This is a genomic window from Gordonia abscondita (genome assembly GCF_032711245.1).
In the GTDB taxonomy this organism is placed as follows: domain Bacteria; phylum Actinomycetota; class Actinomycetes; order Mycobacteriales; family Mycobacteriaceae; genus Gordonia.
Genome location: NZ_CP128986.1, coordinates 1,460,164 through 1,487,096, shown reverse-complemented (window position 1 = coordinate 1,487,096; position 26,933 = coordinate 1,460,164). Strand labels below are relative to the sequence as shown.

The 26,933-nt window shown below is 66.9% G+C and carries 25 protein-coding genes and 1 pseudogene; 18 read left to right on the top strand and 8 right to left on the bottom strand.

Going from position 1 to position 26,933, the window contains the following annotated elements; translation table 11 throughout:
- Positions 1-80: 80 nt before the first annotated feature.
- Entirely contained in the window at positions 81-737 is a 657-nt protein-coding gene (locus MP11Mi_RS06980; protein WP_420041566.1) for a hypothetical protein, read from the bottom strand.
- Positions 734-1,603 (bottom strand): hypothetical protein, encoded by an 870-nt coding sequence (locus tag MP11Mi_RS06975; protein WP_420041565.1) that lies wholly within the window; start codon positions 1,601-1,603, stop codon positions 734-736. The genes MP11Mi_RS06980 and MP11Mi_RS06975 overlap by 4 nt, the downstream gene beginning before the upstream one ends.
- A 378-nt stretch (positions 1,604-1,981) precedes the next feature.
- On the opposite strand from MP11Mi_RS06975, the gene MP11Mi_RS06970 reads away from it, so the two are divergent.
- The 8 genes and pseudogenes from MP11Mi_RS06970 (at position 1,982) to MP11Mi_RS06935 (ending at position 11,386) form a co-directional block, all read left to right on the top strand.
- A complete protein-coding gene (locus MP11Mi_RS06970; protein WP_420041564.1) occupies positions 1,982-2,557 on the top strand; it encodes a TerD family protein in 576 nt (191 codons plus the stop codon).
- Between the two features lie 125 nt (positions 2,558-2,682).
- The gene (locus tag MP11Mi_RS06965; protein WP_420041563.1) at positions 2,683-3,786 is read left to right on the top strand and encodes a DUF475 domain-containing protein; all 1,104 of its coding nucleotides are present in this window, start codon (positions 2,683-2,685) and stop codon (positions 3,784-3,786) included.
- An 11-nt stretch (positions 3,787-3,797) separates the two neighbouring features.
- A complete protein-coding gene (locus tag MP11Mi_RS06960) occupies positions 3,798-4,406 on the top strand; it encodes a TerD family protein (RefSeq protein ID WP_420041562.1) in 609 nt (202 codons plus the stop codon).
- A 68-nt stretch (positions 4,407-4,474) separates the two neighbouring features.
- Entirely contained in the window at positions 4,475-5,662 is a 1,188-nt protein-coding gene (locus MP11Mi_RS06955; RefSeq protein WP_420041561.1) for a hypothetical protein, read from the top strand.
- Positions 5,663-5,681: 19 nt separating this feature from the next.
- Entirely contained in the window at positions 5,682-6,869 is a 1,188-nt protein-coding gene (locus tag MP11Mi_RS06950) for an HpcH/HpaI aldolase/citrate lyase family protein (RefSeq protein WP_420712847.1), read from the top strand.
- Complete coding sequence (locus MP11Mi_RS06945; RefSeq protein ID WP_420041560.1) at positions 6,866-9,253, top strand: phosphoribosyltransferase; 2,388 nt, start codon at positions 6,866-6,868, stop codon at positions 9,251-9,253. Before MP11Mi_RS06950 ends, MP11Mi_RS06945 begins: the two co-directional genes overlap by 4 nt.
- A complete protein-coding gene (locus MP11Mi_RS06940) occupies positions 9,250-10,125 on the top strand; it encodes an HAD family hydrolase (RefSeq protein WP_420041559.1) in 876 nt (291 codons plus the stop codon). The genes MP11Mi_RS06945 and MP11Mi_RS06940 overlap by 4 nt, the downstream gene beginning before the upstream one ends.
- 9 nt (positions 10,126-10,134) lie before the next feature.
- Positions 10,135-11,386: pseudogene (locus MP11Mi_RS06935) on the top strand (TerD family protein).
- Here the strand turns inward: MP11Mi_RS06935 and MP11Mi_RS06930 are convergent.
- Positions 11,367-11,585 (bottom strand): hypothetical protein, encoded by a 219-nt coding sequence (locus tag MP11Mi_RS06930; protein WP_420041558.1) that lies wholly within the window; start codon positions 11,583-11,585, stop codon positions 11,367-11,369. The pseudogene MP11Mi_RS06935 and the gene MP11Mi_RS06930 sit on opposite strands and share 20 nt — an antisense overlap.
- Before the next feature lie 181 nt (positions 11,586-11,766).
- On the opposite strand from MP11Mi_RS06930, the gene MP11Mi_RS06925 reads away from it, so the two are divergent.
- Together MP11Mi_RS06925 and MP11Mi_RS06920 are read left to right on the top strand one after the other, a co-directional pair.
- The gene (locus tag MP11Mi_RS06925) at positions 11,767-12,354 is read left to right on the top strand and encodes a hypothetical protein (RefSeq protein ID WP_420041557.1); all 588 of its coding nucleotides are present in this window, start codon (positions 11,767-11,769) and stop codon (positions 12,352-12,354) included.
- A gap of 120 nt (positions 12,355-12,474) precedes the next feature.
- Complete coding sequence (locus tag MP11Mi_RS06920; protein ID WP_420041556.1) at positions 12,475-13,050, top strand: TerD family protein; 576 nt, start codon at positions 12,475-12,477, stop codon at positions 13,048-13,050.
- An 88-nt stretch (positions 13,051-13,138) separates the two neighbouring features.
- Here the strand turns inward: MP11Mi_RS06920 and argG are convergent, their stop codons facing one another.
- Entirely contained in the window at positions 13,139-14,554 is a 1,416-nt protein-coding gene (gene argG, locus MP11Mi_RS06915) for an argininosuccinate synthase (RefSeq protein WP_420041555.1), read from the bottom strand.
- Positions 14,555-14,930: 376 nt separating this feature from the next.
- Between argG and MP11Mi_RS06910 the strand changes: the two genes are divergently transcribed.
- Positions 14,931-15,542, top strand: a complete 612-nt coding sequence (locus tag MP11Mi_RS06910; protein WP_420041554.1) for a hypothetical protein — start codon at positions 14,931-14,933, stop codon at positions 15,540-15,542.
- Between the two features lie 115 nt (positions 15,543-15,657).
- On the opposite strand, the gene MP11Mi_RS06905 is transcribed toward MP11Mi_RS06910, so the two are convergent.
- The 3 genes from MP11Mi_RS06905 to MP11Mi_RS06895 all read right to left on the bottom strand — a co-directional run bounded on the left by MP11Mi_RS06905 (position 15,658) and on the right by MP11Mi_RS06895 (position 19,548).
- A complete protein-coding gene (locus MP11Mi_RS06905) occupies positions 15,658-16,956 on the bottom strand; it encodes a TrpB-like pyridoxal phosphate-dependent enzyme (RefSeq protein ID WP_420041553.1) in 1,299 nt (432 codons plus the stop codon).
- Between the two features lie 91 nt (positions 16,957-17,047).
- Positions 17,048-17,956 (bottom strand): diacylglycerol/lipid kinase family protein, encoded by a 909-nt coding sequence (locus MP11Mi_RS06900; RefSeq protein ID WP_420041552.1) that lies wholly within the window; start codon positions 17,954-17,956, stop codon positions 17,048-17,050.
- Positions 17,953-19,548 (bottom strand): FAD-binding oxidoreductase, encoded by a 1,596-nt coding sequence (locus MP11Mi_RS06895; protein ID WP_420041551.1) that lies wholly within the window; start codon positions 19,546-19,548, stop codon positions 17,953-17,955. The genes MP11Mi_RS06900 and MP11Mi_RS06895 overlap by 4 nt, the downstream gene beginning before the upstream one ends.
- A gap of 42 nt (positions 19,549-19,590) precedes the next feature.
- Here MP11Mi_RS06895 and MP11Mi_RS06890 point away from each other — a divergent pair, with 42 nt between their 5' ends.
- Positions 19,591-20,211 (top strand): TetR/AcrR family transcriptional regulator, encoded by a 621-nt coding sequence (locus MP11Mi_RS06890; protein ID WP_420041550.1) that lies wholly within the window; start codon positions 19,591-19,593, stop codon positions 20,209-20,211.
- Positions 20,208-21,782, top strand: a complete 1,575-nt coding sequence (locus tag MP11Mi_RS06885; protein ID WP_420041549.1) for a glycerol-3-phosphate dehydrogenase/oxidase — start codon at positions 20,208-20,210, stop codon at positions 21,780-21,782. Before MP11Mi_RS06890 ends, MP11Mi_RS06885 begins: the two co-directional genes overlap by 4 nt.
- A 16-nt stretch (positions 21,783-21,798) precedes the next feature.
- Here the strand turns inward: MP11Mi_RS06885 and dinB are convergent, their stop codons facing one another.
- On the bottom strand, positions 21,799-23,010 hold the full coding sequence (gene dinB, locus MP11Mi_RS06880; protein WP_420041548.1) for a DNA polymerase IV: 1,212 nt from the start codon (positions 23,008-23,010) through the stop codon (positions 21,799-21,801).
- Positions 23,011-23,148: 138 nt separating this feature from the next.
- Here dinB and MP11Mi_RS06875 point away from each other — a divergent pair, with 138 nt between their 5' ends.
- From MP11Mi_RS06875 to MP11Mi_RS06855, 5 genes are read left to right on the top strand one after another with little or no spacing between them, the layout of a single operon-like run.
- The gene (locus tag MP11Mi_RS06875) at positions 23,149-23,427 is read left to right on the top strand and encodes a hypothetical protein (RefSeq protein ID WP_420041547.1); all 279 of its coding nucleotides are present in this window, start codon (positions 23,149-23,151) and stop codon (positions 23,425-23,427) included.
- Positions 23,424-24,347, top strand: a complete 924-nt coding sequence (locus tag MP11Mi_RS06870) for an ABC transporter ATP-binding protein (protein WP_420041546.1) — start codon at positions 23,424-23,426, stop codon at positions 24,345-24,347. Before MP11Mi_RS06875 ends, MP11Mi_RS06870 begins: the two co-directional genes overlap by 4 nt.
- Positions 24,344-25,156: an ABC transporter permease gene (locus MP11Mi_RS06865; RefSeq protein WP_420041545.1), complete on the top strand. Its 813-nt coding sequence runs from the start codon at positions 24,344-24,346 to the stop codon at positions 25,154-25,156. Before MP11Mi_RS06870 ends, MP11Mi_RS06865 begins: the two co-directional genes overlap by 4 nt.
- Entirely contained in the window at positions 25,153-26,283 is a 1,131-nt protein-coding gene (locus MP11Mi_RS06860) for a sensor histidine kinase (protein ID WP_420041544.1), read from the top strand. Before MP11Mi_RS06865 ends, MP11Mi_RS06860 begins: the two co-directional genes overlap by 4 nt.
- On the top strand, positions 26,280-26,900 hold the full coding sequence (locus tag MP11Mi_RS06855) for a response regulator transcription factor (RefSeq protein WP_420041543.1): 621 nt from the start codon (positions 26,280-26,282) through the stop codon (positions 26,898-26,900). Before MP11Mi_RS06860 ends, MP11Mi_RS06855 begins: the two co-directional genes overlap by 4 nt.
- The last annotated feature ends 33 nt before the right edge of the window (positions 26,901-26,933 follow it).

The following is a 26,933-nucleotide window of genomic DNA, read 5'->3' as shown; positions in this document are numbered from 1 at the left end:
AGACACGTCGACGATACGGTTCACTAGGCGAACCGTATCGTCGACGTCTTGCATTACGCGTCTCGCACGTCGGTCCTTGCTCACCCGGCGGTCGGCGCCATCGGCAGGTGGACCACCCGCGGCCGGATTCGGCGCACGACGTTCGACGCGGCGACGGCCTGCCACGTGGTGAGCGCGAACATGACGGTCAGGACTACTGCCGGTAAGTAGAGGCCCGCACCGATGGACAGGGTGGCCTCCGATCCGGTGGCTTCGGTTGTAGCCCCCGAATCGAACTGTCCGAGTTCGCCGGTTCCCGAGATGGCGACCGACGGATGCAGCCAGGTGAATAGCAGTACGAATAGCGCCGATGCGGTCGCCAGGCTCAGGAACGTGAAGATTCGCCAGTCGCGACCCCGCCACGCATACAGGGCGCCGACAGCAACGCCGAACGCCAGGACGATCGGGATGAGTGCGCCCGCAGCGTAGCCGGATGCGATGACGTCGTAGCCGGTCACGTCCATCTGGGCGGCCCCCGAGCCCGTGCAGTTCGCCTTGTACAGGTCGCAGGTGCGGTCCCAGTACTCGGTCAGCGACGTGTTCTCGCCGAACAGCAAATACATCACGAAGTCTTGGTCGCCGAGCAGGTTCAGGAGTCGTCCGCTGACGCTGATCGAGATCAGCGGCAGCATCGTCAGGCCGAGGCCGAGGAGCCCCAGCAGTGCGGTGACGCCCGCGACGATCCGTGAGATGTTCACGGCGTTCCAGAAGGACCGGCCGGCGGCTGCGGCTTCTGCACTGTTTGCGTCGAGTCGAACGGTGCCGACGGCGACTGCTGGAAGGACGCCCGGTCGGGCGGCGCCGGCGTCCAAGGAGTCGCCGGAGTCCAGCCCGGCACCGGCGGCTGCGCTTGTGAGGGTTGGGGCATGAGGGCTCCGGTCGGCGGACCCGTCGGAGCGGCGAACTCCGGTCCGCGAGACTTCTGAGGCTCGTCGCCGCCATTGCGCCAGTACGCGATGCCCGCCGCAGCCGATGCGAGGACACCGAAGACGACGGCGATGATCAGACCTGCGCCGGGGCCGATGTCGACGACGCGGTCGACGAGTTGGTCGACCGACTTGACGCCGATATCGGACAACTCCTCCGACGCGTCCTTCTCCAAGTCGCCGCTGAGGGAGACACCGGGCAGCGGGTTGGACATCATCATCACGAGACCGAGGAGGGTGGCTGTGATCGCGCTGACCGCGGACACGAGCGCCCCTTGGCGGCGGCCGAGGAGGCCGGGGATCGCGGTGACCGCCGCGACCAGCATCAGAATCGGGATGGCGAGCGCGACGACGGGCGCGTTGAACGGCACGACCGTATAGAAGCCCATACCGACTTCGACCGTCCCGTTCACCGAGTCATCGACCTTCCCCGGGTCGACAGTGATCGAGTACAGGTCGAGCAGTGAACAAAACAGGACGATGACGCCTGCGACGAGGGTGGCGCCCGACGCGATCCGTCCGATGTCGAACGATGTGCGCGGCGGCGGACCCATCGGCGGGTAGCCCGGCATCGGTCCGATCGGCGGCTGCGATCTCGGCCCCGGCCCTGGCCCTGGCCCCTGATTGAACGGCTGCATCGGTCTGTCTCCTTCTCGTCGGCGCCGACCCCTCACGGCACCGTGGTTTCAGGAGCGTATTACCGATCACCGACATTCACACCGCAACGCGGCGAGTCTGTGCACCGTTCGAACGACGCGGACCTGCTCGAGCGCACCGCACGAGACAATCCATGGGTATTCGCCCCGATGCCGACAGGGTGAGTTCACGCTAACCTTGGGCGATGGACGAGGACGTCGGAGGATTCAGGCTCCGCGCTCGAGGCCCGATCTCGTTCACCCGACCGACTTCGCATACCGCTTGACACCGCAGAACGCAGATACAGTGACGCTGCACCCGGGCTTCGGGGGTACGCGTCGACACCGAGCATCCAGCTCGCCGATTGAAAGGGAATGCACATGGGTGTGAGCTTGACCAAGGGCGGCAACGTCTCCCTCACCAAGGAGGCCCCCGGTCTGACGGCCGTCACCATCGGCCTCGGCTGGGACGTGCGCACCACGACCGGCACCGACTTCGATCTCGACGGCAGCGCCATCGCCCTCAAGACCGACAAGCGGTCCGTCTCCGACCAGCACTTCGTCTTCTTCAACAACCTGCGCTCACCGGACGGCTCCATCGAGCACACCGGTGACAACACCACCGGTGAGGGTGACGGCGACGACGAGGCGATCAACGTCGACCTGGCCGCTGTTCCGCCGGAGGTCGACTCGATCATCTTCCCCGTCTCGATCTACGATGCTGACGCGCGCAGCCAGTCGTTCGGCCAGGTCCGCAACGCGTTCATCCGCGTCGTCAACCGAGCAAACGGCTCCGAGATCGCCCGTTACGACTTGTCCGAGGATGCGTCGACCGAGACCGCGATGGTGTTCGGCGAGCTGTACCGCAACGGTGCCGAGTGGAAGTTCCGCGCCATCGGTCAGGGCTACGCGTCGGGCCTTGCGGGCATCGCCCGCGACTTCGGCGTCAACGTCTGACGTCCGACTCCTCCGTTGCTGCGAGCGCGCCGTCGATTCGACGGTGCGCTCGCCTGCACCGGCGACGCTGACCCACTGCACACCGCAGACGCGCGCCGGCTCCACCTGAAAGGCCGTCACCGCACGTGATCCTCCGAATATTCGGTCTGTCGTTCCTCATCACCATCGTCGCGCTCGTGGTGGCGTTCATCTACGGCGGGCCAGAAGCACTGCTCCTGACCCTCATCCTCGGCATCCTCGAGATCTCGCTCTCGTTCGACAACGCCGTCATCAACGCCACCGTTCTCCGCCGGATGAGCGATTTCTGGCAGAAGATCTTCCTCACCGTCGGCATCCTGATCGCCGTGTTCGGCATGCGGGTGCTGTTCCCGCTGGCCGTGGTGTGGCTCGCGTCCGGGCTCAACCCCGTGAACGCCCTCGACCTCGCGTTGAACCCGCCCGCAGGCGATGCCGCGTACTTCGCGAACGGCGACCCCAGCTACGAGACGATCATCACCGACGCGCACCCGCAGATCGCGGCGTTCGGCGGAATGTTCCTTCTCATGCTGTTCCTCGGCTTCATCTTCGAGGACAAGGAGATCACCTGGCTCTCGTGGATCGAGCGTCCATTGATCCGCATCGGCAAGCTCGACATGCTCAACGTTGTCATCGCCACCGCGATCCTGGTCATCACCGCGAGCTATATCGCGCCCGAAGGCAAGGCCAGCACCGTGATGATCGCGGGTGCGCTCGGCATGATCGCGTACATCGTCGTCGATGGCCTCGGTTCGCTGTTCCACACCGAAGAAGAAGGCGAGGGCTCGTCGGGGCCGTCCGGCCTGGTCAAGGCGACCGGCAAGGCTGGCTTCTTTCTGTTCCTGTACCTCGAAGTCCTGGACGCGTCGTTCTCGTTCGACGGTGTGATCGGTGCCTTCGCAATCACCGCGGATCCGATCATCATCGCCCTCGGCCTCGGTCTGATCGGCGCCATGTTCGTCCGTTCGCTGACCGTGTACCTGGTCCGCCAGGGCACCTTGTCGGAATACGTCTACCTCGAACACGGTGCGCATTGGGCGATCGGCGCGCTCGCACTGATCCTCATGTATTCGATCGGCACCCATGTCCCCGAAGTCGTCACCGGCCTCGTCGGTATCGTCCTGATCGCTGCGGCGCTGGTCACCAGCATCATCAGGAAGCGCCGCGAGGCCGCCGAATCCATCCCTGAACCCGAACCCATCGACGCGAAGTAGGACGGCAGACCATGGCGATCAACATGAACAAAGTGACCCTCGACAAGAACACCCCGTCGGTGTCGCTGACCAAACGTGGTGAAGCGCAGGGCACGATGCGGGTCAATCTCAACTGGACGCAGTCGGCGCCGTCGCGCGGGTTCTTCAAACGCAACACTGCTGTGGACCTCGACCTCGCCGCGATGTACGAGCTAGCCGACGGATCCAAGGGCGTCGTTCAGGCGCTCGGCAATTCGTTCGGCGACCTCGACCGTCCGCCGTTCATCTTCTTGGACGGCGACGACCGCAGCGGCGGCTCCGTCGGCGGCGAGAACCTGCACATCAATCTCGGCGACGTGAACCGTTTTCGTCGAGTGCTGATCTTCGCGTACATCTACGAGGGCGCACCCAACTGGTCGGCGGCGAACGGTGTCGTGACGTTGATGCCGACGTCGGGCCCGCAGGTCGAAGTCCGCTTGGACTCGGCGGACGACCAGTCGGTCTCATGCGCCATCGCGATGCTCACCAACGTAAACGGAGAGATGCAGGTCCAGCGCGAAGTCCGCTACATCCGAGGCGCTCAGCGCGATGTCGACGCCGCGTACGGCTTCGGCATGAACTGGACCGCGGGCCGCAAGTGAAAGTTCTCCTCGACCGGGTCGTTTTCGGCCGACCAGGCGCCCGTCTCCGAAATCGATAGCATCGAAGAGTGTCCAGCAACCAGCGTCGCAGCCTGTTCGGCAGACGGCCGCAGCAAGACCGCGCTACCAGTGCGCAGCTCGCGGCGCTGACGGACGCGTTCTTCGCGTGCGAGTCGGCGATGGGCCAGGTCGCGCCCGCCGTCCGTGCTGCTCGCTCGGTGTCGGCCGACTCAATTCCGTCGGCCGAGTGGAACGCGGTGCGCGACCAGTACGACGCCGTCATCTCGCAGTACCTCACGGTGACCGCGGAATCGTCGCCCGAGGCGACACCGGCCGCAGTCGACGCCTGCCTGCGCGGCTTCGGCCAGGTGTCGGCGACACTGGAGCGCTTCTCCGCGTCGCACAGTCGTGCACTGGCTGCGGGCCACGCCGCGATCGCGGGCGCCGAACAGGCCGATCGCGACGCGCGGGTGACAGCGACCAACGCGCTGGCGGCTCTCGACGCGGCGCCCCCCGAACATGTCGGGCTGTCGTCAGTCCGGGCGGGGGCCGACCGTCTCGCCCAAGACTTGTCGGCGTTCGAAGCGGCATCGGGGGTCGCCGATCGGCAACGCACCGGCGAAGCCGTCGTCGCGGCGGCGCAGAACGTGCAGCAACTCCTCGCGCAGGCGCCCGGTTTGGCTGCCGACGCGGACCGGACCATCCGCTCGCTCGACACTCGGATGGATGCCGTCTCGACTCGTCTAGACAAGATCCCAGACGTGGTGTCGGCGCTGCTCCGCGAGTTCAGCTCGGAGTGTTCGGCCGACCTGATGTCGACGCCCGACGAGGTGCGCGCCGATCTCGCCGCCGCGGCAACCGAACTCGGTCGCGCGCGATCGAGGCTCGCGGGCGCACCGGACGAGTCTCTCGCCGCCGCAGAAGACGCACGGACCCGGTTGGCGCACGCCGACGAGGCACTCGACCGAGCGTTCGACCGACTGGCGGACCTGCGCGAGGTGCGCCGGGATCCAGTCGAGGCTTCGGCTCAAGTTCGGTTCCGGGTGCGCGATGCACAGCATTTCGCGCTCGGACACGGACTGGAACGCGACTGGGGGTCGGTTCTCGACGCGCAGAGCGATCGGATCGACCGGGCGGGGACGACGCTCGAACGCATCCACCCGGACTATTGGAGCTATCTCACCCAGCTGCGCGCCGTCGACCGCCGCATCACCGAGATTATCGGCCGGATGCGCGATGCGGTGGCGCGCCCGTGACACGACTCCCACGAAGGAGATGACCTTGTCCGAGACGACCGTGGCCTGCGGCATCACTCACTTTCCGCATTTCACCGAGACACAGCGCGACCGCCTGTTTCGTCATCGACCGCAGCCGGTGACCCTCGATTCGCCGATCGCACACATCGCGATCGCGCTCGGCGCGACCCTGTACGTTCCGGCGACCCGACCGGACCTGACCGCCGTGATCCGTCGGCGAGCGGCCGCCGGTGTTACATCGATGGTCATCGACCTGGAGGACGCGGTCGCCGACGACGACGAGGCGTTCGCCCTCGCGCGGACGATCGACACGATCGCGTCGTTCGCGGACGACGGCTGGTCGGGCGTGCTGCTGTTCGTGCGAGTCCGGTCGATCGACCACATCGAGACGATCACGGGGGCTCTCCCACCCGGGCATTGTCTCGCCGGGTTCGTCATCCCTAAGTTCGAAGCAGAGACCGGCTCCGCTGCTCTGGATGCGATCGCCGCCGCCTCCCGGGACCTGGATCGTCCGCTGTACGCGATGCCGGTACTCGAGACGACCCGCATCGTCGCCCGGGAGACGCGCGACGCGGAACTCGTCGCGATCCGCGACGTCCTGAACCGGCACCGCAACCGAGTCCTGGCCGTGCGGATCGGCGCGACCGACATCTGCGGGCTGTTCGGGATCCGCCGTGACCGCGACGTCACCGTCTACGACGTTCGCGTCGCGGCGGACGTGATCGCGACGATCGTCAACATGCTCGGCCGCAAAGACGGGACGGGATTCGTCATCACCGGCCCGGTGTGGGAGTACTTCGCCAACCACGAGCGCATGTTCGCGCCGACATTGCGGCACACTCCGTTCCGGGAGCACGACGCCGTCTACTTCCGACAGCATCTGGTGAGCCGCGACATGGACGGTCTGCTCCGCGAGATCGCCCTCGACCGCGCGAACGGGATCACCGGTAAGACCGTCATTCATCCGGTCCACGTCGGGGCCGTGCATGCGCTGTCGTGCGTCAGCGACGAGGAGTACTCCGACGCACTCGACATCCTCGACCGCGACGGCGGCGGCGCGCAGGCGTCCTCGTACGGGAACAAGATGAACGAGCTCAAGCCGCACCGCAATTGGGCGCTCGACGTGGTCGACCGTGCGCACGTGTTCGGGGTGACGCGCCCTGACGTGAACTTCGTCAACCTTCTCACCGAATGGAGCGGCGAGTGACCGCGAACGCCCCCACCAGCTCGTGGGTCACGGACGCGTTCGGCGCGACGGTGACCGGCGTCGACGCACTGGTTCGTCTCGGGCTACGCCGCAATCCCAAACGTGCGCACTTGTTGGTGTCGACGGTGCTCGGCAAGCATCTGCCGACGCCACCTGCCCGGGTGCGCGAGGCTGCGGACGCGCTCGGCGACGCCGTCGTCGGCCTGCTCGGCGACGACGCTCAAACCGCGACTGTCCTCGGTTTCGCGGAGACGGCAACCGGGCTCGGCCACTGCGTCGCCGAACGGATGGTCGCCGCCCGGTACCTGCATTCAACCCGGCGGGCGGTCCCGTCGGCGACGGTCCACGGATCGTTCGAAGAGGGTCACTCGCATGCCACGACCCACCTATTGCAGCCCACTGACCGCGACCTCCTCGCAACCGATCCGACAGTTCCGGTGGTGCTCGTCGACGATGAAATCAGCACCGGGCGAACAGCGGTCGAGGCGATCGAGGCGCTGCACGGTCTCGATCCCCACCACCGATACGTGGTGGCGTCGCTGGTCGACATGCGGTCGGCCGCCCATCGCGCCGAGTGTGCGTCGGCCGCCGACCGGATCGGAATCACGATCGACTTCGTGGCATCGGCGACGGGCACCGTGTCACTGCCCGACGATCTCACCGACCGGGTGTGCGCGTTGGCGCCCGCGGCGCTCAATCCGACGGCAGATGTACCGGGGACCGTGGAGTTCGTGTCGGCGCCGTGGCCGGCTGCCGTGCCCGACGGTGGTCGCCACGGCTTCCTCGCCGCCGACACCGCCAGCTTCCATCGGGCGGTCGACGACCTGGCCGACGGGTTGCGGGGAGTGTTCGCCGACGGCGAACCAGTCACCGTCGTCGGCCACGAAGAGCTCATGTATCTGCCATTGTGCATCGCCGAACGTCTTGCCCACCAAGGTGTTCAGGCGTCGTTTCAAACGACGTCGCGGTCCCCGGCCCACGTGGTGGACGAAGACGGCTACCCACTGCGTCGCGGCTTCTGTTTCCCGTCACCGGAGGGTGTCGACGATGCGGGGCGCTTTCTCTACAACGTCGCCGAGCCGGGTTCGGCGACGACGCCTGCTGTCCTGTTGGTGATCGACGATCCGGCGGACACCGACGCGTTGCGCGCCGACGGCGGGCTTCTGGACGTCTTGTCGAGGGCCGGGCACCGCATCGTCGTGGTAACGATCCCGTCGAGTGACCCGGCCCGACTGATTGAGGCTCGAACACGCCAGGGCAACCGGCCCGCACCTGTCGGAGACCCGTTGCGCGCCCCCGACTTCGGTTCGTACCCTCCCGACGAGGTCGCGTGGTTGCTCAAGGATCTGTCGGAGTTCTCGTTGGAGGGTGACGTCGTCGAACGCGAACGCCGCATCCAGGCGGGTCTCGCGCATTACGCGGAGTCGTTGCCGGTCGAGTTCCAGCCGGGCGCCGAGTATCTGGAGTTGTTCGAGACGTCGTTGGCCGAGTCGGCGCCGCGTCTCGCGCTAGCCGTCGGGACGGTCGCCGAGTTGATTCTCGCCGAACGTTCGTCGAAGCCGACATTGGTGTCGTTGGCGCGTGCGGGCACACCGATCGGGGTCCTCATCGGCCGGTGGATTCGCTTCACCCGGTCGGTGGCGCCGGCGCACTACGGTGTCTCGATCGTGCGTGGCCGCGGCATCGACGCCGTCGCGCTCGACTACATCGCCGAACGTCATGACCCGGATTCGGTGGTCTTCGTCGACGGGTGGACGGGTAAGGGCGCCATCGCGCGGGAGTTGACCGCAGCTCTCGACGAGTACGCGGCGGCGGGCGGCGCGCGATTGAACGACGAACTCGCGGTGCTCGCCGACCCGGGTTCGTGCACCCGCTTGTTCGGGACGCGCGACGACTTCCTGATCGCCTCGGCCTGCCTCAACTCGACAGTGTCCGGGCTGGTCTCGCGGACCGTATTGAACGATGAACTGATCGGTCCGGGCGATTTCCACGGCGCGAAGTTCTACCGCGACCTTGCCCCCTTCGACGTGTCCAATCGCTTCCTGAACGCGGTAACCGCCGAGTTCGGGTCGGTCGCCGACGACGCCGTCGATCAGGCGGCGCGCCTACGGACCGCAGACCGCACCCCGGAATGGGACGGTTGGGCGTCGGTCGAAGCAATGCAGAAACGGTATGAGTTGTCGTCGATCAACTTCGTGAAGCCGGGGATAGGCGAGACTACGCGCGTATTGCTGCGCCGGGTCCCATGGCGGATCTTGGTGCGGGAACCAGATCTGCCCGAGCACGAGCACATTCGGATGCTCGCCGCCGAACGCGGTGTGCCCGTCGACGTGGTTCCTGACCTTGCCTATTCGTGCGTCGGCCTGATCAAGGAGAATGTGTGAACGCTCTGATCGCCACCGACCTCGACCGCACCATGATCTATTCGCAGTCGGCGCTCGCCGCACCGCCCGGTCCCGACGTCGTCTGCGTCGAGATCTACCGGGACGCGCCGCTGTCGTTCATGACGCGGGCGGCCGTCGACGCACTGGCCGCGCTGGCGGCGCGCACCCCTGTCGTCCCGGTCACCACCCGCACGCGCGCCCAGTTCGAGCGGATCATGCTGCCGGGGGCTCCGTTTCGGTTCGCGGTGGTCTCGAACGGTGGTCGAATCCTGTGTGACGGGGAGGACGACACCGGGTGGCGCGCTGCGCTGCACGCCCGAGTCCGGGAGCGTTCGGTACCGCTCGCGGACCTGCAGGCCGATCTCCTGACGAGGATCGATGAGTCGTGGGTCCATTCCACACGTGCCGCGGACGATCTGTTCGTCTATCTCGTCGTCGACACCGACAGACAGCCCGCCGACTTCGTCGCATCGTGGAACGAGTGGTGTGGTCCGCGCGGATGGACGGTGTCTCAGCAGGGGCGCAAAATCTATGCGATGCCAGTCGCGGTCACCAAGTCTGCGGCGATCGCCGAGGTCCGTCGCCGTCTCGTCGCCGAGGGGGTTCTGTCGCCCAATGCTCCGGTCCTCGCTGCGGGCGACGGTCGGCTGGACGCCGACATGCTCGAGTCGGCCGATCACGCGATCCGCCCGCAGCACGGTGAATTGCATGATTCCGGGTGGACGATCCCCGGTCTGGCTGTCACGCGGCGCGCGGGGATCGCGGCGGGTGAGGAGATCCTCGCTTGGTTCGCCGCCCACGCACCGGGCCCCGTCCCCGATGCCGGTGTGTTCGACCTTCCAGTTCCCGATCCGGCGTTCGCCGAGAAGTAGAGGTATCTCGTGTCATCACTCGCCAAAGGCCAGAACGCCCCGTTGCCGGGGACCGAGGTCATCGTATCGGTCGAGGTGGCCGCGCCAGCTGACGTGTCGGCACTGCTGGTCACCGAGGCAGGCACGGTGCGCAGCGACGCCGATTTCGTATTCTTCAACCAGCCGTCCGGTCCGGGCGTGCAGTTGCGGGACGGACGCCTGCACATCTCGACTATGGGTGTCCCGGCCGACATCGTCGCGATCCGCGCGGTCATCACGCTCGACGACACGTCGCGCAGCTTCGGTCAGTTCGCGCCACCGGTGACGCACGTGCTCGACGCCGCGGGCGCGCCGTTGTTCGATTATGTGGTGGACGGTCTGACCAGCGAGTCCGTGGTGATCGCGGTCGAGGTCTACCAGCGCAACGGCCAGTGGAAGGTGCGCGCCGTCGGACAGGGTTATGCCGGCGGCTTCGCCGATCTGGTCCGCGACCACGGGGTGTCCGTCGACTCGATGGCGCATCCGCCGCCACGCCGCCCGAAGAACCCCCGCGTTGCCGCCCGCGGCAGCGGGGCCCAGCCCAGACCCATCCATACCTGGGCTCGCGCGACACCGCCCTCCTTCCGCAGCGACACCTTCTGGCCCTTGACCAGCGAGACCGGCCGCCCCCGAGGTCAATCTGTCGAAGGACCGGCCGGTCTCGCTGGTCAAGGGCCAGAAGGTGTCGCTGCGGAAGGAGGGCGGTGTCGCGCTAGCCCAGGTATGGATGGGTCTGGGCTGGGACCCGGTGCAGCGGTCGGCCAAGCGCGGTTTCTTCGGCGGCGGTGGCGGCGGCAGCGCCATCGATCTCGACGCGTCCGTCCTGATGTTCTCGCAGGGGCAGTGTGTGGAAACCGTCTACTTCGGCCATCTCAAGGCGAAGGACCGCTCGATCATCCACTCCGGCGACAACCTGACGGGTGAAGGTGCTGGCGACGACGAAGTGATTTCGGTGAACCTCGCCGCGATCGCACCGCATGTCGACAACCTCGTCTTCGTCGTCACGTCGTATCGCGGCCAGACGTTCGCCGAAGTGCAGAACGCCTACTGCCGACTCATCGACCAGACGACGAACGCGGAGTTGGCCCGCTACACGCTGGCGGGCGGCATGCCTTTCACCGGCGTCACTATGGCCGTGGTCAACCGAGAGCCCGACGGGTGGAAGATGCGCGCGATCGGCGAAGGCTTCAACGGGAAGACCGCGAACAAGGCAATCCCGTTCGTTACCCCGTACCTCGGCTGATCCGACGTCGCGCCACTCGCCCGAGCAATTCGAGGTCCACCGTCTCGGCGAGCAGTTCGGGCACCGTCGGCGCGGACGCCGCCACCGTGAGGTCTGGGCAGTGAGCAAGCATCGCCTCGACTCCCAGGACCACAGAGGCGTGGTCTTCGACCACACCGATCCGATTGACGCCGAGCACGTACCCTCTTCCTGCGTTCAACCCTCGACAGATCCACGCTTCGATCGACGTATTTCGCCATAGCGGGGACTCGACCGTAACGCCGATTCCATACGCACCGCGGATGCACCGGCGGAGAATCATCCGTTCTGGCTACACCGCCGACTGTGCGCTCTCGACGAGGTCTCTGTCGGAGAACGCCGGTCTGTGCAACAGTTGTTCTATGAGCGAACTGCCTGGCGTACCACCGGAACCCGTGGACGACCCGACCTCGAGTAAGACTCATCGATGGTCTCTGCCGGGCCTGTCGACGAAGAACAAAGTGATCCTCGGCGTCGGGACCGTCGTGATCATCGTGATCGGCTACTTCGTCCTGCAACGTCTCCTCCCCGACTGGTGGGGTACGACGATGGGCAATCGGATCAACCGGAGTGTCACGTCCGGCACCTTCTGGGGGCTGTTCTTTGGCATCATCGGCTCCGCTCTGCCGCTACTGCTCGCCCTCCTCGCAATCTTCTCGATCGGCAAGACCCCCAGAAACATCGCGTCGTGGCTTCTCGGCGTCGTCTCCCTGCTGCTGCTGGTCCCCAACCTGTTGACGCTGGCGATCGTCGTCGGATCCGGTCAGGGCGCCAACGCGGGACGCCTGCACCTGGACTTAGACGGTCCCGGTTTCCGCGGCGCCACCCTCGTCGGCGTCATCATCGGCATCGTGATCGGTGTGGCCGCCGACTTCTACCTACTCGGCAGGCGGCGGGCCAAGCGTAAAGCGCTCGGCACCACCAGGTCCGGCGACTCTCACCTGAAATAACGTCATTCGTGCGGGACCATCCCGGCGGCTCGTCGTGATTGATTATTAGGTACACATCAACGAGTCGTCCTGCCGCGAGTTTGCAGGACGACACCACCGCGCAGAGAAAGGCATTCCACTATGAGCGTCAGCCTGAGCAAGGGCGGAAACGTCTCCCTTTCGAAGGAGGCTCCCGGCCTCACCTCCGTGACGATCGGTCTCGGCTGGGACGCGAGGAGCACGACCGGTGCGGACTTCGACCTCGACGGCAGCGCGCTGATCCTGGGTGCGGACGGCAAGGTCCTCTCCGATCAGCACTTCGTGTTCTATAACAACTTGCGTTCGCCCGACGGCTCAGTCGAGCACACCGGCGACAACCTGACCGGTGAAGGCGACGGCGACGACGAGTCGATCAACGTCGACTTGGCCGCGGTCCCGCCGAACATCCAGTCGATCGTCTTCCCGGTGTCGATCCACGAAGCGGACGCACGCGGACAGTCGTTCGGCCAGGTCCGCAACGCGTTCATTCGCGTCGTGAATCGCGCGAACGGCTCCGAGGTGGCCCGCTACGACCTGTCCGAGGACGCGTCGTCGGAAACCGCGATGCTGTTCGGCGAGCTGTACCGGAACAACGCCGACTGGAAGTTCCGTGCGATCGGTCAGGGGTACGCGTCGGGCCTCGGGGGCATTGCACGCGACTACGGCGTCAACGTCTGACCCGACCCCAGGAAAACGAGAAGGAGCGCATCGCCGAGGCGATGCGCTCCTTGCGTCTGGCCGAATGTCTGCGGGCCTGTCGAGTGACTTAGTCGACGCCCGAGTCGATCGCCGCGCGGTCGAGCGACTCCGAAGCCCGATCCTCGGGCTGGCCGCCCGCGATGGCCTGCGCGCCGCCGACCGACAGTTCCCCGACGAGGTCCGCGGTAGCACCGCCGACCACGCCGAGCTGCGCGTACTGCTCGAGGCGGGCGCGCGAGTCCGCGATGTCGAGGTTGCGCATGGTGAGCTGGCCGATGCGGTCCGACGGACCGAACGCGGCATCACCGACACGCTCCATTGACAGCTTGTCTGGGTGGTACGAGAGGCCGGGACCCTGCGTGTTGAGGAAGTGGTAGTCGTCGCCGCGACGCAGTCGGACGGTGACCTCGCCGGTGATAGCCGAACCGACCCAGCGAACGAGCGACTCGCGCAGCATCAGCGCCTGCGAATCCATCCACCGGCCCTCGTACATGAGGCGACCGAGACGACGGCCCTCGTTGTGGTAGTTGGCGACGGTGTCCTCGTTGTGGATCGCGTTCACCAGACGCTCATAGCCGATGTGCAGCAACGCCATTCCCGGCGCCTCGTAGATGCCGCGCGACTTCGCTTCGATGATGCGGTTCTCGATCTGGTCCGAGACACCGAGGCCGTGACGGCCGCCGATCTCGTTCGCCTTGACGACGAGCGCGACGGCGTCGTCGAACACTTCGCCGTTGATGGCGACCGGACGGCCCTGCTCGTAGCGGATCGAGACGTCTTCGGTCACGACCTCGACGTCGTCGCGCCATGCGGCGACACCCATGATCGGCTCGACGACATCGAGCCCGTGGTCGAGGTGTTCGAGGGTCTTCGCCTCGTGCGTGGCACCCCAGATGTTGGCGTCCGTCGAGTACGCCTTCTCCTGCGAATCGCGGTACGGGAGGTCCCGTTCGGTGAGCCATTGGCTCATCTCGTGGCGTCCGCCGAGCTCTTCGACGAACTGGGTGTCGAGCCACGGCTTGTAGATGCGCAGCTGCGGGTTGGCCATGAGGCCGTAGCGGTAGAACCGCTCGATGTCATTGCCCTTGTAAGTGGAGCCGTCGCCCCAGATGTCGACACCGTCCTCCTTCATGGCGCGGACCAGCAGCATGCCGGTGACGACGCGGCCGAGCGGAGTGGTGTTGAAGTACGTCTTACCCGAGGTGCGGATGTGGAACGCGCCGCACTGGAGAGCGACGAGTCCCTCTTCGACGAGCGCCGACCGGCAGTCGACGAGTCGTGAGATCTCCGCGCCGTATTGACCTGCGCGCCCGGGCACGGAAGCGATGTCCGGCTCGTCGGCCTGACCGAGGTCAGCGGTGTACGTGCAGGGAATCGCGCCTTTCTCGCGCATCCAGGCAACGGCAACGGACGTATCCAGGCCACCCGAGAACGCGATTCCAACGCGCTCCCCAATGGGCAGAGAGCTCAGCACTTTCGACATACTTCCAGCTTAATCAGTGGTTCGGCCGTCCGACGAATCCCGGTATCCTTCTCGCCTTCGGGCACACCACACCAGCGTGTCGCGGAACCGATCGCTGGCCCGCCGCGTCTGACCTGACATGAGGGACTCGGGGATCTACACGCGCAGCCAGTTGCGGGTCCGCGACTACGCTGACGCCGACATAAGGCGTGCTGTCGCCGCCGGCGACTTGGTCCGGCTCCGGGACGGTTGGTTCGCCGCGCGCCTCCATGACGCGACAGCGGCGACAGCAGTGCGGGACGGCGGAATCCTAGCCTGCGTCTCTGCGCTGCGCTTCCATGAACTATGGGTGCCGCCAGGGCATTCGGGCACATTGCACCTGCGGCGGAACGCCGGCATGACCGGGCGAAATCGCGCCTGCCGTCCTCTGCAGGGTCCGGCGCGGTCGACGCCAGAGGCCGTCGACTCCATCCCCGTCGCGCTCAAGTACGCGGTCCGATGTCTGTCCCCGGACGAGTGGATCGCCGTCTGCGACTCGCACCTGAACTCGACCGGGATCAGCGTCGACGATCTGATCGCGGCGATGGGCCGGATCGGCCCGACGGTTCGCGACCTGCTCTACCGCACCGACCCGCGGTCGCAATCCGGGACAGAGTCCATCGCCAGGGTCCGCCTGAAAGCCCTCGGCTACGACGTCGTCGTCCAACCGAACATCGCCGGGGTTCAGTGGTCGGACCTGCGGCTCGGCAAGCTGATCCTCGAGTGCGACTCCGTGCTGCACCACGCTTCGCGCGAGGACTACGAACTCGATCATCACCGCGATCGGCGCGCCCTGGTCGACGGATGGATGACGATGCGCCTGACCTACGACGACATCATCTTCGGCTGGGACGAGACCCTAGCCGATATCCGGGCGATCACTCAGGCCCGACGGCACCGCCCGCGGAGTCGACACGACAGGGCGATGGTGCGCAGATCCGTTCGCTCATCGACCGGGGTGGACTATTAGTCCGAACCGGCCGGTGAGCCGACCGATCTCGGCGATTGCGAAGGCCGAGCGGGCGACCCCACTCAGTATTTGCTTCGGCCGCCTCATCTCCCGTTCAACCGAACGCCCTGCCGCGTCAGAAGCCGCCGTCGAGGAAGTCTGCGTACGCGGGCAGATCGAGTTGGCCGTGGCCGGACAGACCGATGACCACTACTTCTTCTTTGTCATTGTCCGCGACGTGCGCGGCACACGCAGCGATGGCGTGGGTCGACTCCGGTGCGGGCACGATGCCCTGGGTGCGGGCGAACAATACGCCTGCGCTGAACGCGTCGTGCTGCCCGATCGCCGTCCCCTGCACCAGGCCAAGGTCGACGGTGTGGCTGAGCGCAGGCGCCATGCCGTGATAACGGAGGCCGCCCGCGTGGATCGGGTCGGGGACGAAGTCCATGCCGAGCGTGTGCATCTTCAGTAGCGGCGTGAGGCCTGCGACGTCGCCGTGGTCGTAGCGGTATTCGCCCTCCGTGATCGACGGGCAGGCAGCCGGCTCGGCAGCGACGATACGTGGGCTGCTCCGGCCGTTGAGCTTCTCACGGATGAACGGGAACGACAGCCCGGCGAGGTTCGACCCTCCTCCGGCACAACCGAACACGATGTCGGCACCACCGGGTTCGACAGCGTACAGCTGGTCGACAGCCTCCTGACCGATGACACTCTGGTGCAGGACGACGTGGTTGAGCACACTACCCAGCGCGTAGCGCGTGTCGTCGTTCTTCGCGGCGACCTCGACGGCCTCCGACACCGCCATGCCGAGACTGCCCGTCGTGTCCGGGTCCTTTTCGAGCATTGCGCGACCCGCCTCGGTCAGATTCGACGGACTCGGATGCAGGGTGCCGCCATACGTGCGGATGAGGAATCCGCGGTATGGCTTGGAGTCGTAGGAGGCTCGAACCTGCCACACTTCGACGTCGATGCCGAACTGTGCGCCCGCAAAGGCGAGGGCGCTGCCCCACTGCCCGGCACCGGTCTCGGTCGTCAGCTTCTTCACACCGTCAATGCTGTTGTAATACGCCTGTGCGACAGCCGAATTCGTTTTGTGACTCCCGACGGGGCTGACGCCCTCGTACTTGACGTAGATGCGCGCCTTAGTGTTGAGCGCCTCTTCGAAACGGCGCGCTCGGATGAGCGGTGCCGGACGCCACGCCCGATAGATCTCGCGGATCGGTTCCGGGATCTCGATGTACGGCTCAGTCGACACCTCCTGCGCGATGAGGCCCGACGGGAAGAGCGCGGCGAGATCGTCGGGCCCGACAGGCTCCTTCGTTCCCGGGTGCAGGTGCGGCGGGATCGGTTCATCGAGCTCAGCGGCCAGGTTGTACCAGTGCGTGGGTACGTCGACTGTCAGGAGATCGGGGTTCGACGCATCAACATTTGTCATGCACGTCACAGTAGTATCCGTGTCGGCGGCGACTCCTCAGCCGGGCCAGAAGCGCCACGCTGCGGGCGGGACCGTTGGTCGACCGGCTGGCCTATGACACCGCGATCGGCAGCACGCGGGGCCGAACGGTGATCGTCACAGGAGCCTCACTGAGGTAGTCGCCGTCGGCGTACACCGGGACAGGACGGTCGGACGTCATCGTGATCGATGTGCCGCTGAGGAATTCGACCTCTCGTCGGCTGACATGCGACCCGGTCTGGGCCTGCTTCATCAGGCGTGCGAGCCGATACTTCGATCGATCACCGCGCAGGAGGAGGACCTCGATGACGCCGCTGTCGACCGATGCGCTCGGCACCATCCGCAGTCCGTGGCCGTAGTCACCCGAGTTGGCCATGACCACCATGTGGGCGAGAGACTCACGCACCTCGCCGTCGACGGTGATCGACACTCGGATCGGCTTCCACCGCACTGCCGCCATCACGGGGGCGACCCGGTAGGCGGCCGGCCCCATCCAGCGGAGACTGTTGATCAGTTCGGTCGCCTCCGAGTCGAGTCCGGCGTACACGTTTCCCACCGCGATCGTGGTGACGCCGTCGGGACGCCGGACGTCCAGGACGTCGATCCGGCGCGTCGTATCGCCGGTGAGGACGGCGGCGATCGCCGCCGGATCCTTCGGCAGGCCGAGGTGCCGGACCAGGTCGTTTCCCCGGCCTGCCGCTGCGATGCCCATTCGCGCGCCGCCCACGGTGAGCACGCCCTCAGCCACGTCACGGACATGACCGTCGCCGCCGACAGCGACCGTCAGGGCTCCCGATCGTGCGGACTCCGCGGCGACCTCGGTGGCGTGCTCGGACGACTCTGATTCGACGACGCGGACATCGCTGGCGCCTTCGCTCGCCAATGCGGCGGCGACGGCTGGCCACTGCTGTTTCGACGCGCCGCCTCCGGAGATCGGGTTGACGACGGCGACGATGCGCAGCGAGTTCGCAGGGACGCTCACGACAGCAGGATCCCCGGGTTGAGTACACCGTTGGGGTCGAGCGCCGCCTTCACTGCCCGCAGCGCCTTCTGCTGAACATCGCCGATCTCCTCCAGATATGTGGCCTGGTGGTCAGTACCGACCGCATGATGGTGGGTGATCGACGCACCGGCCGACCGGATCGCAGTGTTCGCCGCGGCCTTCGCTTCGGCCCACTGGGTCAGCGGGTCAGCGAGGGCCTTCGCGATGACCGTGAAGTACAGCGAGGCACCTGTCGGGTACACGTGCGAGATGTGGCACATCACGACCGCCGGGGTGCCTTGGCCGCCGAGCGCGCCCGTGACGGCCTCGGTGACATCAGACTTCAACCGATCGAGGTTCGACCAGAAGGTGACCGTCTCAAGTGTTTCGACCAGCGCGCCAGCGTCGAGCAGCGGATCGCGCAGATACGGTCCGCGGAACCGGCCCTCCCGCCAGTGCTCGCCCGGCTCGGCGCCGAGTGCGGCTCCGCCGAGTTCGTCCAGACGAGCGGAGACGTAGGCGTCACGGCATTCGACGTCGGCGGCGTCGCCTTCGAAGCCGACGATCATCAGGCAACCGCCGACTGGTCCGTTCGCGCTGCCCGCAGCCGACGGGTTCGCCAGGTTGAGCCCGGTCTCCGCCTCGTCTGAGAGCCGAAGCACGGTCGGTCTGATGTTCGACTGTGCGAGGACGCGCATCGCGGTGGCACCCGCGGCGAAGTCAGGAAAGTGCCAGCCGTAGAACCGCCGCACGACGGGCGTCGGGTGTACGCGCACACGCACCCGGGTCACCACTCCGAACGCGCCTTCGCTGCCGAGGAACAGCTGGCGCAGGTCCGGGCCCGCCGCAGACTTTGGGGCCGTGCCGATCTCGGCGACGCCGCGCGGTGTGGCGATCGTCAATCCGACGACCATGTCGTCGAAACGCCCGTATCCGATGGACGACTGGCCGGCCGAGCGGGTGACGGCGCATCCACCGATCGTCGCACCCTCGTACGACTGGGGAAAGTGCCCCAGTTCAAAACCGTGCTCACCGAGGAGCCGCTCGGCGTCGGGCAGTCGGGTGCCCGGCGCGAACGTCGCGATCTGTGACGTCTCGTCGAGATGCAGCAGTCCGGTCAGGCCACGCAGGTCGAGGCTGATCACCGGGCGCGACCGGTCGGGGACCAGTCCACCGGTGACTGTCGTTCCCCCGGCGAAGGGGCTTAGTCCGACGCGCTGTTCATCGCAGACGGCGAGGACGGCCGCCACCTGGTCGGCGGTACTCGGTGCGATGACGGCGTCTGGGGCGTCACTGCCGTCTCCGGCGCGGAACTTCAGGAGATCCGGCGTCGAGAAACCCCGGAGGCGGGCCGCTCGGCTCGTGTCGTCGGTCGTGACCGACGCACCGGTTCCCGCGAAGGCGGCCAGCGCGTTCGAGTCCAGTCGTGACGACGGCAGCACAAGGGCTGCCGGGGCGGGTGCCTGCTCGGTGATGCCGAGCATGCTCAGGGCTCCGGCCACCGAGTCCGACAGATGCATCGGGTCACCGGGGTCGCCCCAACGTCCGGGGACGAAATCGACGACGTTCACGTCGAGCTCATTGCTGCTCATGGGTACGGCCTTCCGATCGCGTTTGCTGATACAGTCTTACACATGGTGTCGCAGCGAATCAATGAGTCGACGAGGCCGCCGGAGAAACGCACTGCGGCGAACGCGATCAGCGAAGACGTGATCCTCGACGCCGCCACCCGACTCATGTCGACGATCGGTATCCGACGCACGACGATGGCCGACGTCGCGCGAACGGCAGGCGTCTCCCGCGCGACCCTGTACCGCCGTTTTCCCAATGTGGAATCCCTTGCCGCACAGGTCACGACACTCGAGTTCGCGCGAATCGCGGCGGCCGCGCCAGTGACCGACGGGGGCGCGACGCGACAGTCGATGATCGTGACGCTGACCCATCTCGTCCGCGAGGTTCGGCGCCACCCCCTGCTGCAACGGATCATCGAATTGGATCCTGAGTTTCTGGTGCCGTACCTGCTCCACCGAACCGGCCGCACTTCTCGCAGCCAACTGGAGATGATCGAGCACATGATCGTCGTCGGGCAGCGCGACGGGGAGATCCGCGAAGGCGCCCCGCACCGCATCGCCGCCACCGTGCTCCAGATGGCTTGGTCGTTCACCCTCACTGGCCCCGTCTTCACCGACTCCGACGACATCGACATGCTCGACGACGAACTCGCCGACCTCCTCGAAAGGTATCTCCGACCATGACGACCGACCTGCTCTCGACGCATCCCGCCATCGATCGGGCATCGCTGCTGTCTCCGGCCCGTCGTACCGCCGATCTCGAGCGCCTCGCCGCGTCGCCGACGGTGGACGTCGTGGTTGTCGGCGGTGGCGTGACCGGCGCGGGCGTCGCGCTCGACGCGGTGTCCCGCGGCCTGTCGACGGTTCTGGTCGAGAGCCGCGACCTCGCGTTCGGGACGAGCCGGTGGTCGTCGAAACTCGTGCACGGCGGGCTCCGCTATCTCGCGTCCGCTGCGGTCGGGATCGCCTACGAGAGTGCCGTGGAACGCGATGCGCTGATCCGCCGGATCGCACCGCACCTCGTGCGTCCGTTGCCCCAGGTCGTGCCGCTGACCGACGACGTCTCCTTCTTCGACGCCGCACTCACTCGTGCGGGATTCCTCGCCGGCGACGCGTTGCGCGTCGCGGCGCGGACCCCGTCGTCGTCCCTGGCCCGGTCACGCCGAATCGCTGCCGCCGAAGTTCAGGCACTCGCGCCGACCGTCAAGCGGGCGGGGCTACGCGGCGGTCTGTTGAACTGGGACGGTCAGCTCAACGACGACGCCCGACTGGTCGTGGGCATCGCGCGCACCGCGGCGTCACTCGGCGCGACAGTACTGACGCATACCCGAGCCGACCAGGTGACAGGTACGTCCGTCGGTGTCACGGACGAGCTGACCGGCCACCGCTTCGAGCTGCGCTCGAAGGCAGTGGTGAACGCGACCGGAGTGTGGGCCGCACAGGTCGATCCGGCGATTGCCCTGCGCCCGAGCCGCGGCACTCACCTGGTGATGAGTCAAGAGAGTTTCGGCGGGCTCCGCGCCGGTCTCACCGTCGCGGTTCCCGGCCGCTTCGGACGGTACGTGTTCGCTCTCCCCCAGCCCGACGGCCTCGTCTACGTCGGCCTCACCGACGAGGACGCAGGCCAGGAGATTCCCGACGTGCCCCAGGCAGACGCGTCCGAGATCGACTTTCTCCTCGACACAATCAATCTGGCGCTCGGCACTCCACTGTCGCGCGAGGACATCATCGGAACGTACTCCGGCCTGCGCCCATTGCTCGACTCCGGCACGGGCGAGACGTCCGATGTGTCGCGCAAGCACGCGATCCTCACTCGAGAAGACGGCCTGGTGACTGTGGTCGGCGGCAAACTGACCACGTACCGACGGATGGCGCAGGACGCCGTCGACGCCGCGGTCACGGCATCGGCACTGCCTGCGTCGCAGTGCCGGACTCGATCGCTCCCGCTAGTCGGCGCGCCCACCGGGCCCGATCCGGCAGCTGAGCTGGCCCGTCTCGCGGCCCCGGAGCGCCTCGTCGCCAAGTACGGCACGGAGGCGCCAGCGGTGCTCGCCCTCGCCGAATCAGATGCGGTTCTCGGCCGTCCGGTCGCCGACGGGACCGACGTGACCGGTGCCGAGCTGTGCTTCGGCGTAGCCGCAGAAGGCGCGCTCACCGTCGAGGATGTCTTGGAGCGCCGCACCCGACTGTCCTTGTCTCCGCTTGTCGCCGAAGCCGCGCGACCGGCTGCTGAGTTGGTACTCGCGCAGATGTGATTCGGAGCGGTGACCGCTAGTCCGGAAGCATCGGAGCGTCGCGGCCGTGATGTCGGCCGACCAGCGCACCACGTGTCACCGCGTCGCGCCCGAACTTCACACGGAGCACGTCGACGGCGACATCGAGTTCTGCGGTGCGGTCGACGTCGCCGAACGGGAGCGAAAGCTGCACGGCGCCATGGTCTTGCAGGTTCGTCAGCGACAGCCCGATCAGGGTGCATCCACGGTCTCGGATGAGTGGCATCGCTTCGTCAAGGAGCCCGCGCGCGACGGCGAGGACTATCTCGGTGGCGTCGGTCGGATCGTGCAGGGACCGCGTCCGCGTGACACTCGCGAAATTGTGGAAACGCACCCGGAGCACGACCGTCTGGGCTAACCGGTCTGCCGCGCGCAACCGTGCAGCGAGTCGGTCAACGATGGCCAGAAGAGTGGCCTCGATGTCGGCTTCGGATTTGATCCGTCGTCCCAGGGCGCGTTGCGATCCGATCGAGCGCCGACGCTTGCCCGTCTCGACTCGACGGGGATCACGCGCCATCGACAGCGCGTAAAGGTGCCGGCCGGTGCCTTGCCCCAACAACGAGCACATCCGGTTCTCGCCAAGCTGCGCGATCTGCCCGACGGTCGAGACTCCGGCGTCGCGCAGACGCTCCTCAGTCTTGGCTCCGACTCCCCAGAGCCTGCGGACCGGCAGCGGATGCAGAAAGTCGAGCTCGCCGCCCGCAGGAACTTCGAGTAGTCCGTCCGGTTTACCGACCGCGCTGGCGACCTTGGCGAGGAATTTGCTCGGCGCGACACCGACGGTGATCGGCAGACCGACGTCGGCCCGCACTCGCTCGCGGAGTCGGGCGGCGATCTGGACCGGTGTGCCACTGATCTTACGGAGCCCACCGACGTCGAGGAACGCCTCGTCCACGGAGATCCCCTCCACCAGCGGAGTCACGTCACCGAAGACGTCGAACACCGCACGAGACGCCTCCAGATAGGCGTCGAATCGCGGAGGCATGGTGACGGCGGTCGGACACAGTGCCCGCGCCTCGTGGCCGGGCATCGGCGACCGCACACCGACCGCCTTCGCCTCATAGCTGGCGGCGAGAACCACGCCCGAGCCGACGAGCACGGGACGGCCGCGCAGCCGTGGGTGGTCGCGTTGCTCGACTGACGCGTAGAACGAGTCGAGGTCGGCGTGCAGAATCGACGCGTCTGCGCGCTGCCCCCGCTCCACCTTCACACGCTGATCATGGCACTGCCCTACGACAACTGCGCTCGTCCGCGATGACATTTGTCATCACCGACCCGTGCAGAACCCACGGGGTCCGGTGACTGCGCACACTACTGGCGAGGACCTCGTCCGGCGACGCTTGAAAGCATGAAATCGACAACAAGCACCCCGCCCGCCGTTCGCCGCCCGCCAGGCTTCCGCGAGGCCTCCATGCACGATCTGTTCGTGGACTGCTGTCGCTTGGGTCCGGCTCCGACGCGATCCCGCGAAGTCTTCGTGATCGTGACGACCGCGATCCTCCTGGCCGTCGTCTTCGTCGTCGTCCGGCCGTCACCGCTCTTCATCGTCGCCGTCTCCGTGGTCGTCGTCGGGTTCATGGGCGCACGCTGGACAGTCGGTGAGCGCAAGCATTGGAATGCCCGATGAACGCAGTCATCTTCGCCAGCGACCTGCACCGTTGGTACGGCCACGGGGACGACGCGTACCACGCGGTGCGCGGCGTCGATCTCACCGTCCGACCGGGGGAGGTGTTCGCGCTGCTCGGCACGAACGGCGCAGGCAAGACGTCAACGCTCGACCTTCTCGAAGGCCTCGCAGCCCCCGATGACGGACTGGTCGAGGTGTTCGGCCTCGACCCGATGCGCGACCGTCGCCGCGTCCGCCCCGACCTGGGCATCATGTTGCAGTCCGGCGGGCTCCCCGCCGAGCTCACGGTCGCCGAGACCCTCGAGATGTGGCGAGGCACATGTACGCACCCGACGACGGTCGACGACGTCCTGACGAAAGTCCACCTCACCGATCGCGCGGACGTCCGCGTCGGGTCGCTCTCGGGTGGCGAGAAGCGCCGCGTCGACCTGGCGTGCGCCCTGCTCGGACGGCCCCGGCTGCTGTTCCTCGACGAACCGACCACCGGGCTCGACCCTGAAAACCGCCGAGCCACCTGGCGGCTGCTGAACGATCTGAAGGCCGACGGGGTCACCATGGTTCTGACCACGCACTATCTCGACGAGGCCGAAGCGCTCGCCGACACGATAGCGATCATGCACGCCGGGGCGATCGCCCGGGCCGGGACGCTCCGCGAGATCGTCGACGGCCACCCGTCGACCATCGCCTTCGACCACCCGGGCATCACCTTGCCGCCGATCTCGGGACTGAAGGTGAACGGCGGGCGCGTATCGATGACCACCCGCCGCCTGCAGGACGACTTGCTCGCCGTCCTGACCTGGGCCGACCACGAGCGGGTAACCCTGCTGGGTCTCACGGCTCGCGCCGCGTCACTCGAATCGGTATTCCTCGATTTGGCAGGCGAACCCACCGACGACGACAAGATCGGAGCCACCCGATGACCACTGCGACACCTACCTTTCGCCGCAGCCCTCTGGTGTCGTTGGCGCGCGCCGAATTCCTACAGTTCCGCCGCAATAGGACACTCGTCGTCACCGGCGTAATCTTTCCTGTCCTGCTCCCGGTCGCGACTTACCTGCTCGTCCGCAGCAGCAATGACGGTCACGTCGACCGCGACACCGTCGCCGCAACCTTCGACATCTTCGCGTTGTTCGCACTCATGTTTGTGCAGTACTACACGGTGCTGTCGATGGTCACGACACGCCGATCCGAGGGTGTCCTGAAACGTCTGCGGACAGGCGAGGCTGCCGACTGGCAGATCCTAGCCGCGCCGAACGCACCAGGTGTGCTCGTGACGACGGCGTCGTCCCTGCTGGTCTGCGCCATCGTGTACGCGACCGGCGCTCCCGGGCCGGTGAACGTGCTCGCGATGGTAGTCGCGCTCGTCGGCGGCTCCGTCGTATTCGGCCTCCTCGCCCTCGCCACCAGCGGTTTCACAAAGAACGCCGAGGCCGCGCAGATCACATCGCTTCCGGTGATGGCTCTCGCGATGGCCGGGATGGGGAGCATCCGCTCGACGCTCCCGGATCGCGCAGCCGATCTGCTCGGCTGGACGCCGTACGCGGCCGTCTCGGACCTCATGCATCTGGGCACCGCGGGCAAGACGGCCACCGCGGGAGCCGATGCCCCGATGACCGACTTCGCCGGGACGTTCACCGGTGTCGGCCGCCCAGTTGCCACACTGGTCATATGGACCGCAATCGCGATCGCGCTCGTCTACAAGGGCTTCCGTTGGGACGACCGCGGGTGACCTTCACGCCCGACCGGTGGCGGCGTCTGTCCGATCCGACCAAATACCGCCTCTATACGCGATTGACGTTGGAGGCCAGCGTGATCGGCCTGGCCGTGTTCGCGGTCGCGGCCGCACGCGGACATCTCGCCGTAGCGGCGATACTCGTCGTCTCGTGCGCCTCGGCCCTCGCACAGTTCGAAGCCCGTCCGGAGCTCACCGGGCGGGCCCCGTCGCGTTCGGACACCTGGTTGACCGTCGGCGCCGCCGTCTGCTTCGTCACCGCGTGGGTGTGCGGCGTGGCGTTCCGCGCCGGTTGGGACGACGAGACGGCCCGCGGCGTCGGGTGGTTCGTCCTCGCGCTCGCATCCGTGTCGACGATCGCCTTCGCGACCATGCGGTGGCCGGTCCTGCTGGTGAGCGTCCTCGCGACCGCCGCGGCCTACGGCTCGTCCGCAGACTTCGTGCAGCATTGCGCCGCGTTGCTCACGATGGGCGCCTTCCTCGTCGGCATCACTCGGCTCACCATGTGGACGCTGCGCATCGTCGACGATCTCGATGTGGCTCGCCGCACCGAGGCCCAACTCCATGTCGCCGAGGAACGACTCCGCTTCGCCCGGGACCTGCATGACGTCGTCGGGCGCGGCTTCTCGACGGTGGCGGTGAAGAGCGAACTGGCGGCCCGCCTGTCTCGCGCAGGCGCCGCAGAGCGGGCGGCCGCCGAAATGGACGAGGTGAAGGCGCTCGCCGTCGCGTCGATGGAGGAGATGCGGTCGCTGGTCCGCGGATACCGGGACATCGACCTACCTGGCGAGGTCGCCGGCGCACGGGCGCTGCTCGACGCCGCCGGGTGCCGCCTCATCGTGGAGGGCGACATCGCAGCGGTCCCTGCGACACTTCATGAGACTGCGGCCTGGGTGGTGCGTGAGGGCACGACGAACATCGTCCGGCACTCGTCGGCGACCACAGCGGCGCTTTCTCTCGGCCGGTCGGGCATGAGCCTGTCGAACGACGGCGCAGCTTCCGACGAAGGCGAGCATTCGGGTCTACGCGGTCTGGCCGAGCGCCTCGCACACGTCGGCGGCACCCTGACCACCCGTTCCGCGCACGATACTTTCACTCTTGAGATTCGTTGGGAGACCGCATGATTCCAGTTCTGTTGGCCGACGATGAGACGTTGATCCGCTCGGCGATGGCCACGATGCTCGGGTTGGAGGACGATCTGGATGTCGTCTCGCACGTCGGAACCGGCGAGGAACTGATCGACCTGTGGCGGGCCCGCGTCGACGACGGATCTCCGACCGCCGTCGCCGTCCTCGACCTGCAACTGCCCGGCATGGACGGCATCGAGGTCGCCCAACGGGTGTTGGAGCTCTCCCCTGGCGCTGGCTGCTTGATCGTCACCAGCCACGGCAGGCCCGGCTATCTCAAACGCGCGCTGTCGACCGGCGTGCGCGGCTTCCTCCCCAAGACCGCGTCGGCCGCGACACTCGCCACCGTCATCCGTTCTGTCCACACCGGCGGGCGTTACGTCGATCCGGAACTCGCCGCCGAAGCGATCAGCACCGGCGACTCGGTGTTGACGCCGCGCGAAGCCGACGTCCTGGAGTTCGCGATCGATGGCTCGTCGGTCGACGAGATCGCGACCCGCGCCCATCTGTCGGCGGGCACCACCCGCAACTATCTGTCGGCGGCAATGGCTAAGCTCGGCGTCGCCAACCGGTACGAAGCAGCTGTCAAGGCGCGAGAGCTGGGCTGGATCTGACGACCGCCATCGGCCAGAACAGCCAGCCCGCAG

Coding starts and splice junctions, on each gene's coding strand:
- MP11Mi_RS06890 (WP_420041550.1), top strand. CDS start 19,591: ATGGTGTCGCAGCGAATCAATGAGTCGACGAGGCCGCCGGAGAAACGC.
- MP11Mi_RS06870 (WP_420041546.1), top strand. CDS start 23,424: ATGAACGCAGTCATCTTCGCCAGCGACCTGCACCGTTGGTACGGCCAC.
- MP11Mi_RS06855 (WP_420041543.1), top strand. CDS start 26,280: ATGATTCCAGTTCTGTTGGCCGACGATGAGACGTTGATCCGCTCGGCG.
- MP11Mi_RS06970 (WP_420041564.1), top strand. CDS start 1,982: ATGGGTGTGAGCTTGACCAAGGGCGGCAACGTCTCCCTCACCAAGGAG.
- MP11Mi_RS06865 (WP_420041545.1), top strand. CDS start 24,344: ATGACCACTGCGACACCTACCTTTCGCCGCAGCCCTCTGGTGTCGTTG.
- MP11Mi_RS06950 (WP_420712847.1), top strand. CDS start 5,682: ATGACCTTGTCCGAGACGACCGTGGCCTGCGGCATCACTCACTTTCCG.
- argG (WP_420041555.1), bottom strand. CDS start 14,554: ATGTCGAAAGTGCTGAGCTCTCTGCCCATTGGGGAGCGCGTTGGAATC.
- MP11Mi_RS06875 (WP_420041547.1), top strand. CDS start 23,149: ATGAAATCGACAACAAGCACCCCGCCCGCCGTTCGCCGCCCGCCAGGC.
- MP11Mi_RS06910 (WP_420041554.1), top strand. CDS start 14,931: ATGACCGGGCGAAATCGCGCCTGCCGTCCTCTGCAGGGTCCGGCGCGG.
- MP11Mi_RS06925 (WP_420041557.1), top strand. CDS start 11,767: ATGAGCGAACTGCCTGGCGTACCACCGGAACCCGTGGACGACCCGACC.
- MP11Mi_RS06905 (WP_420041553.1), bottom strand. CDS start 16,956: ATGACAAATGTTGATGCGTCGAACCCCGATCTCCTGACAGTCGACGTA.
- MP11Mi_RS06885 (WP_420041549.1), top strand. CDS start 20,208: ATGACGACCGACCTGCTCTCGACGCATCCCGCCATCGATCGGGCATCG.
- MP11Mi_RS06895 (WP_420041551.1), bottom strand. CDS start 19,548: ATGAGCAGCAATGAGCTCGACGTGAACGTCGTCGATTTCGTCCCCGGA.
- MP11Mi_RS06960 (WP_420041562.1), top strand. CDS start 3,798: ATGGCGATCAACATGAACAAAGTGACCCTCGACAAGAACACCCCGTCG.
- MP11Mi_RS06920 (WP_420041556.1), top strand. CDS start 12,475: ATGAGCGTCAGCCTGAGCAAGGGCGGAAACGTCTCCCTTTCGAAGGAG.
- MP11Mi_RS06975 (WP_420041565.1), bottom strand. CDS start 1,603: ATGCAGCCGTTCAATCAGGGGCCAGGGCCAGGGCCGGGGCCGAGATCG.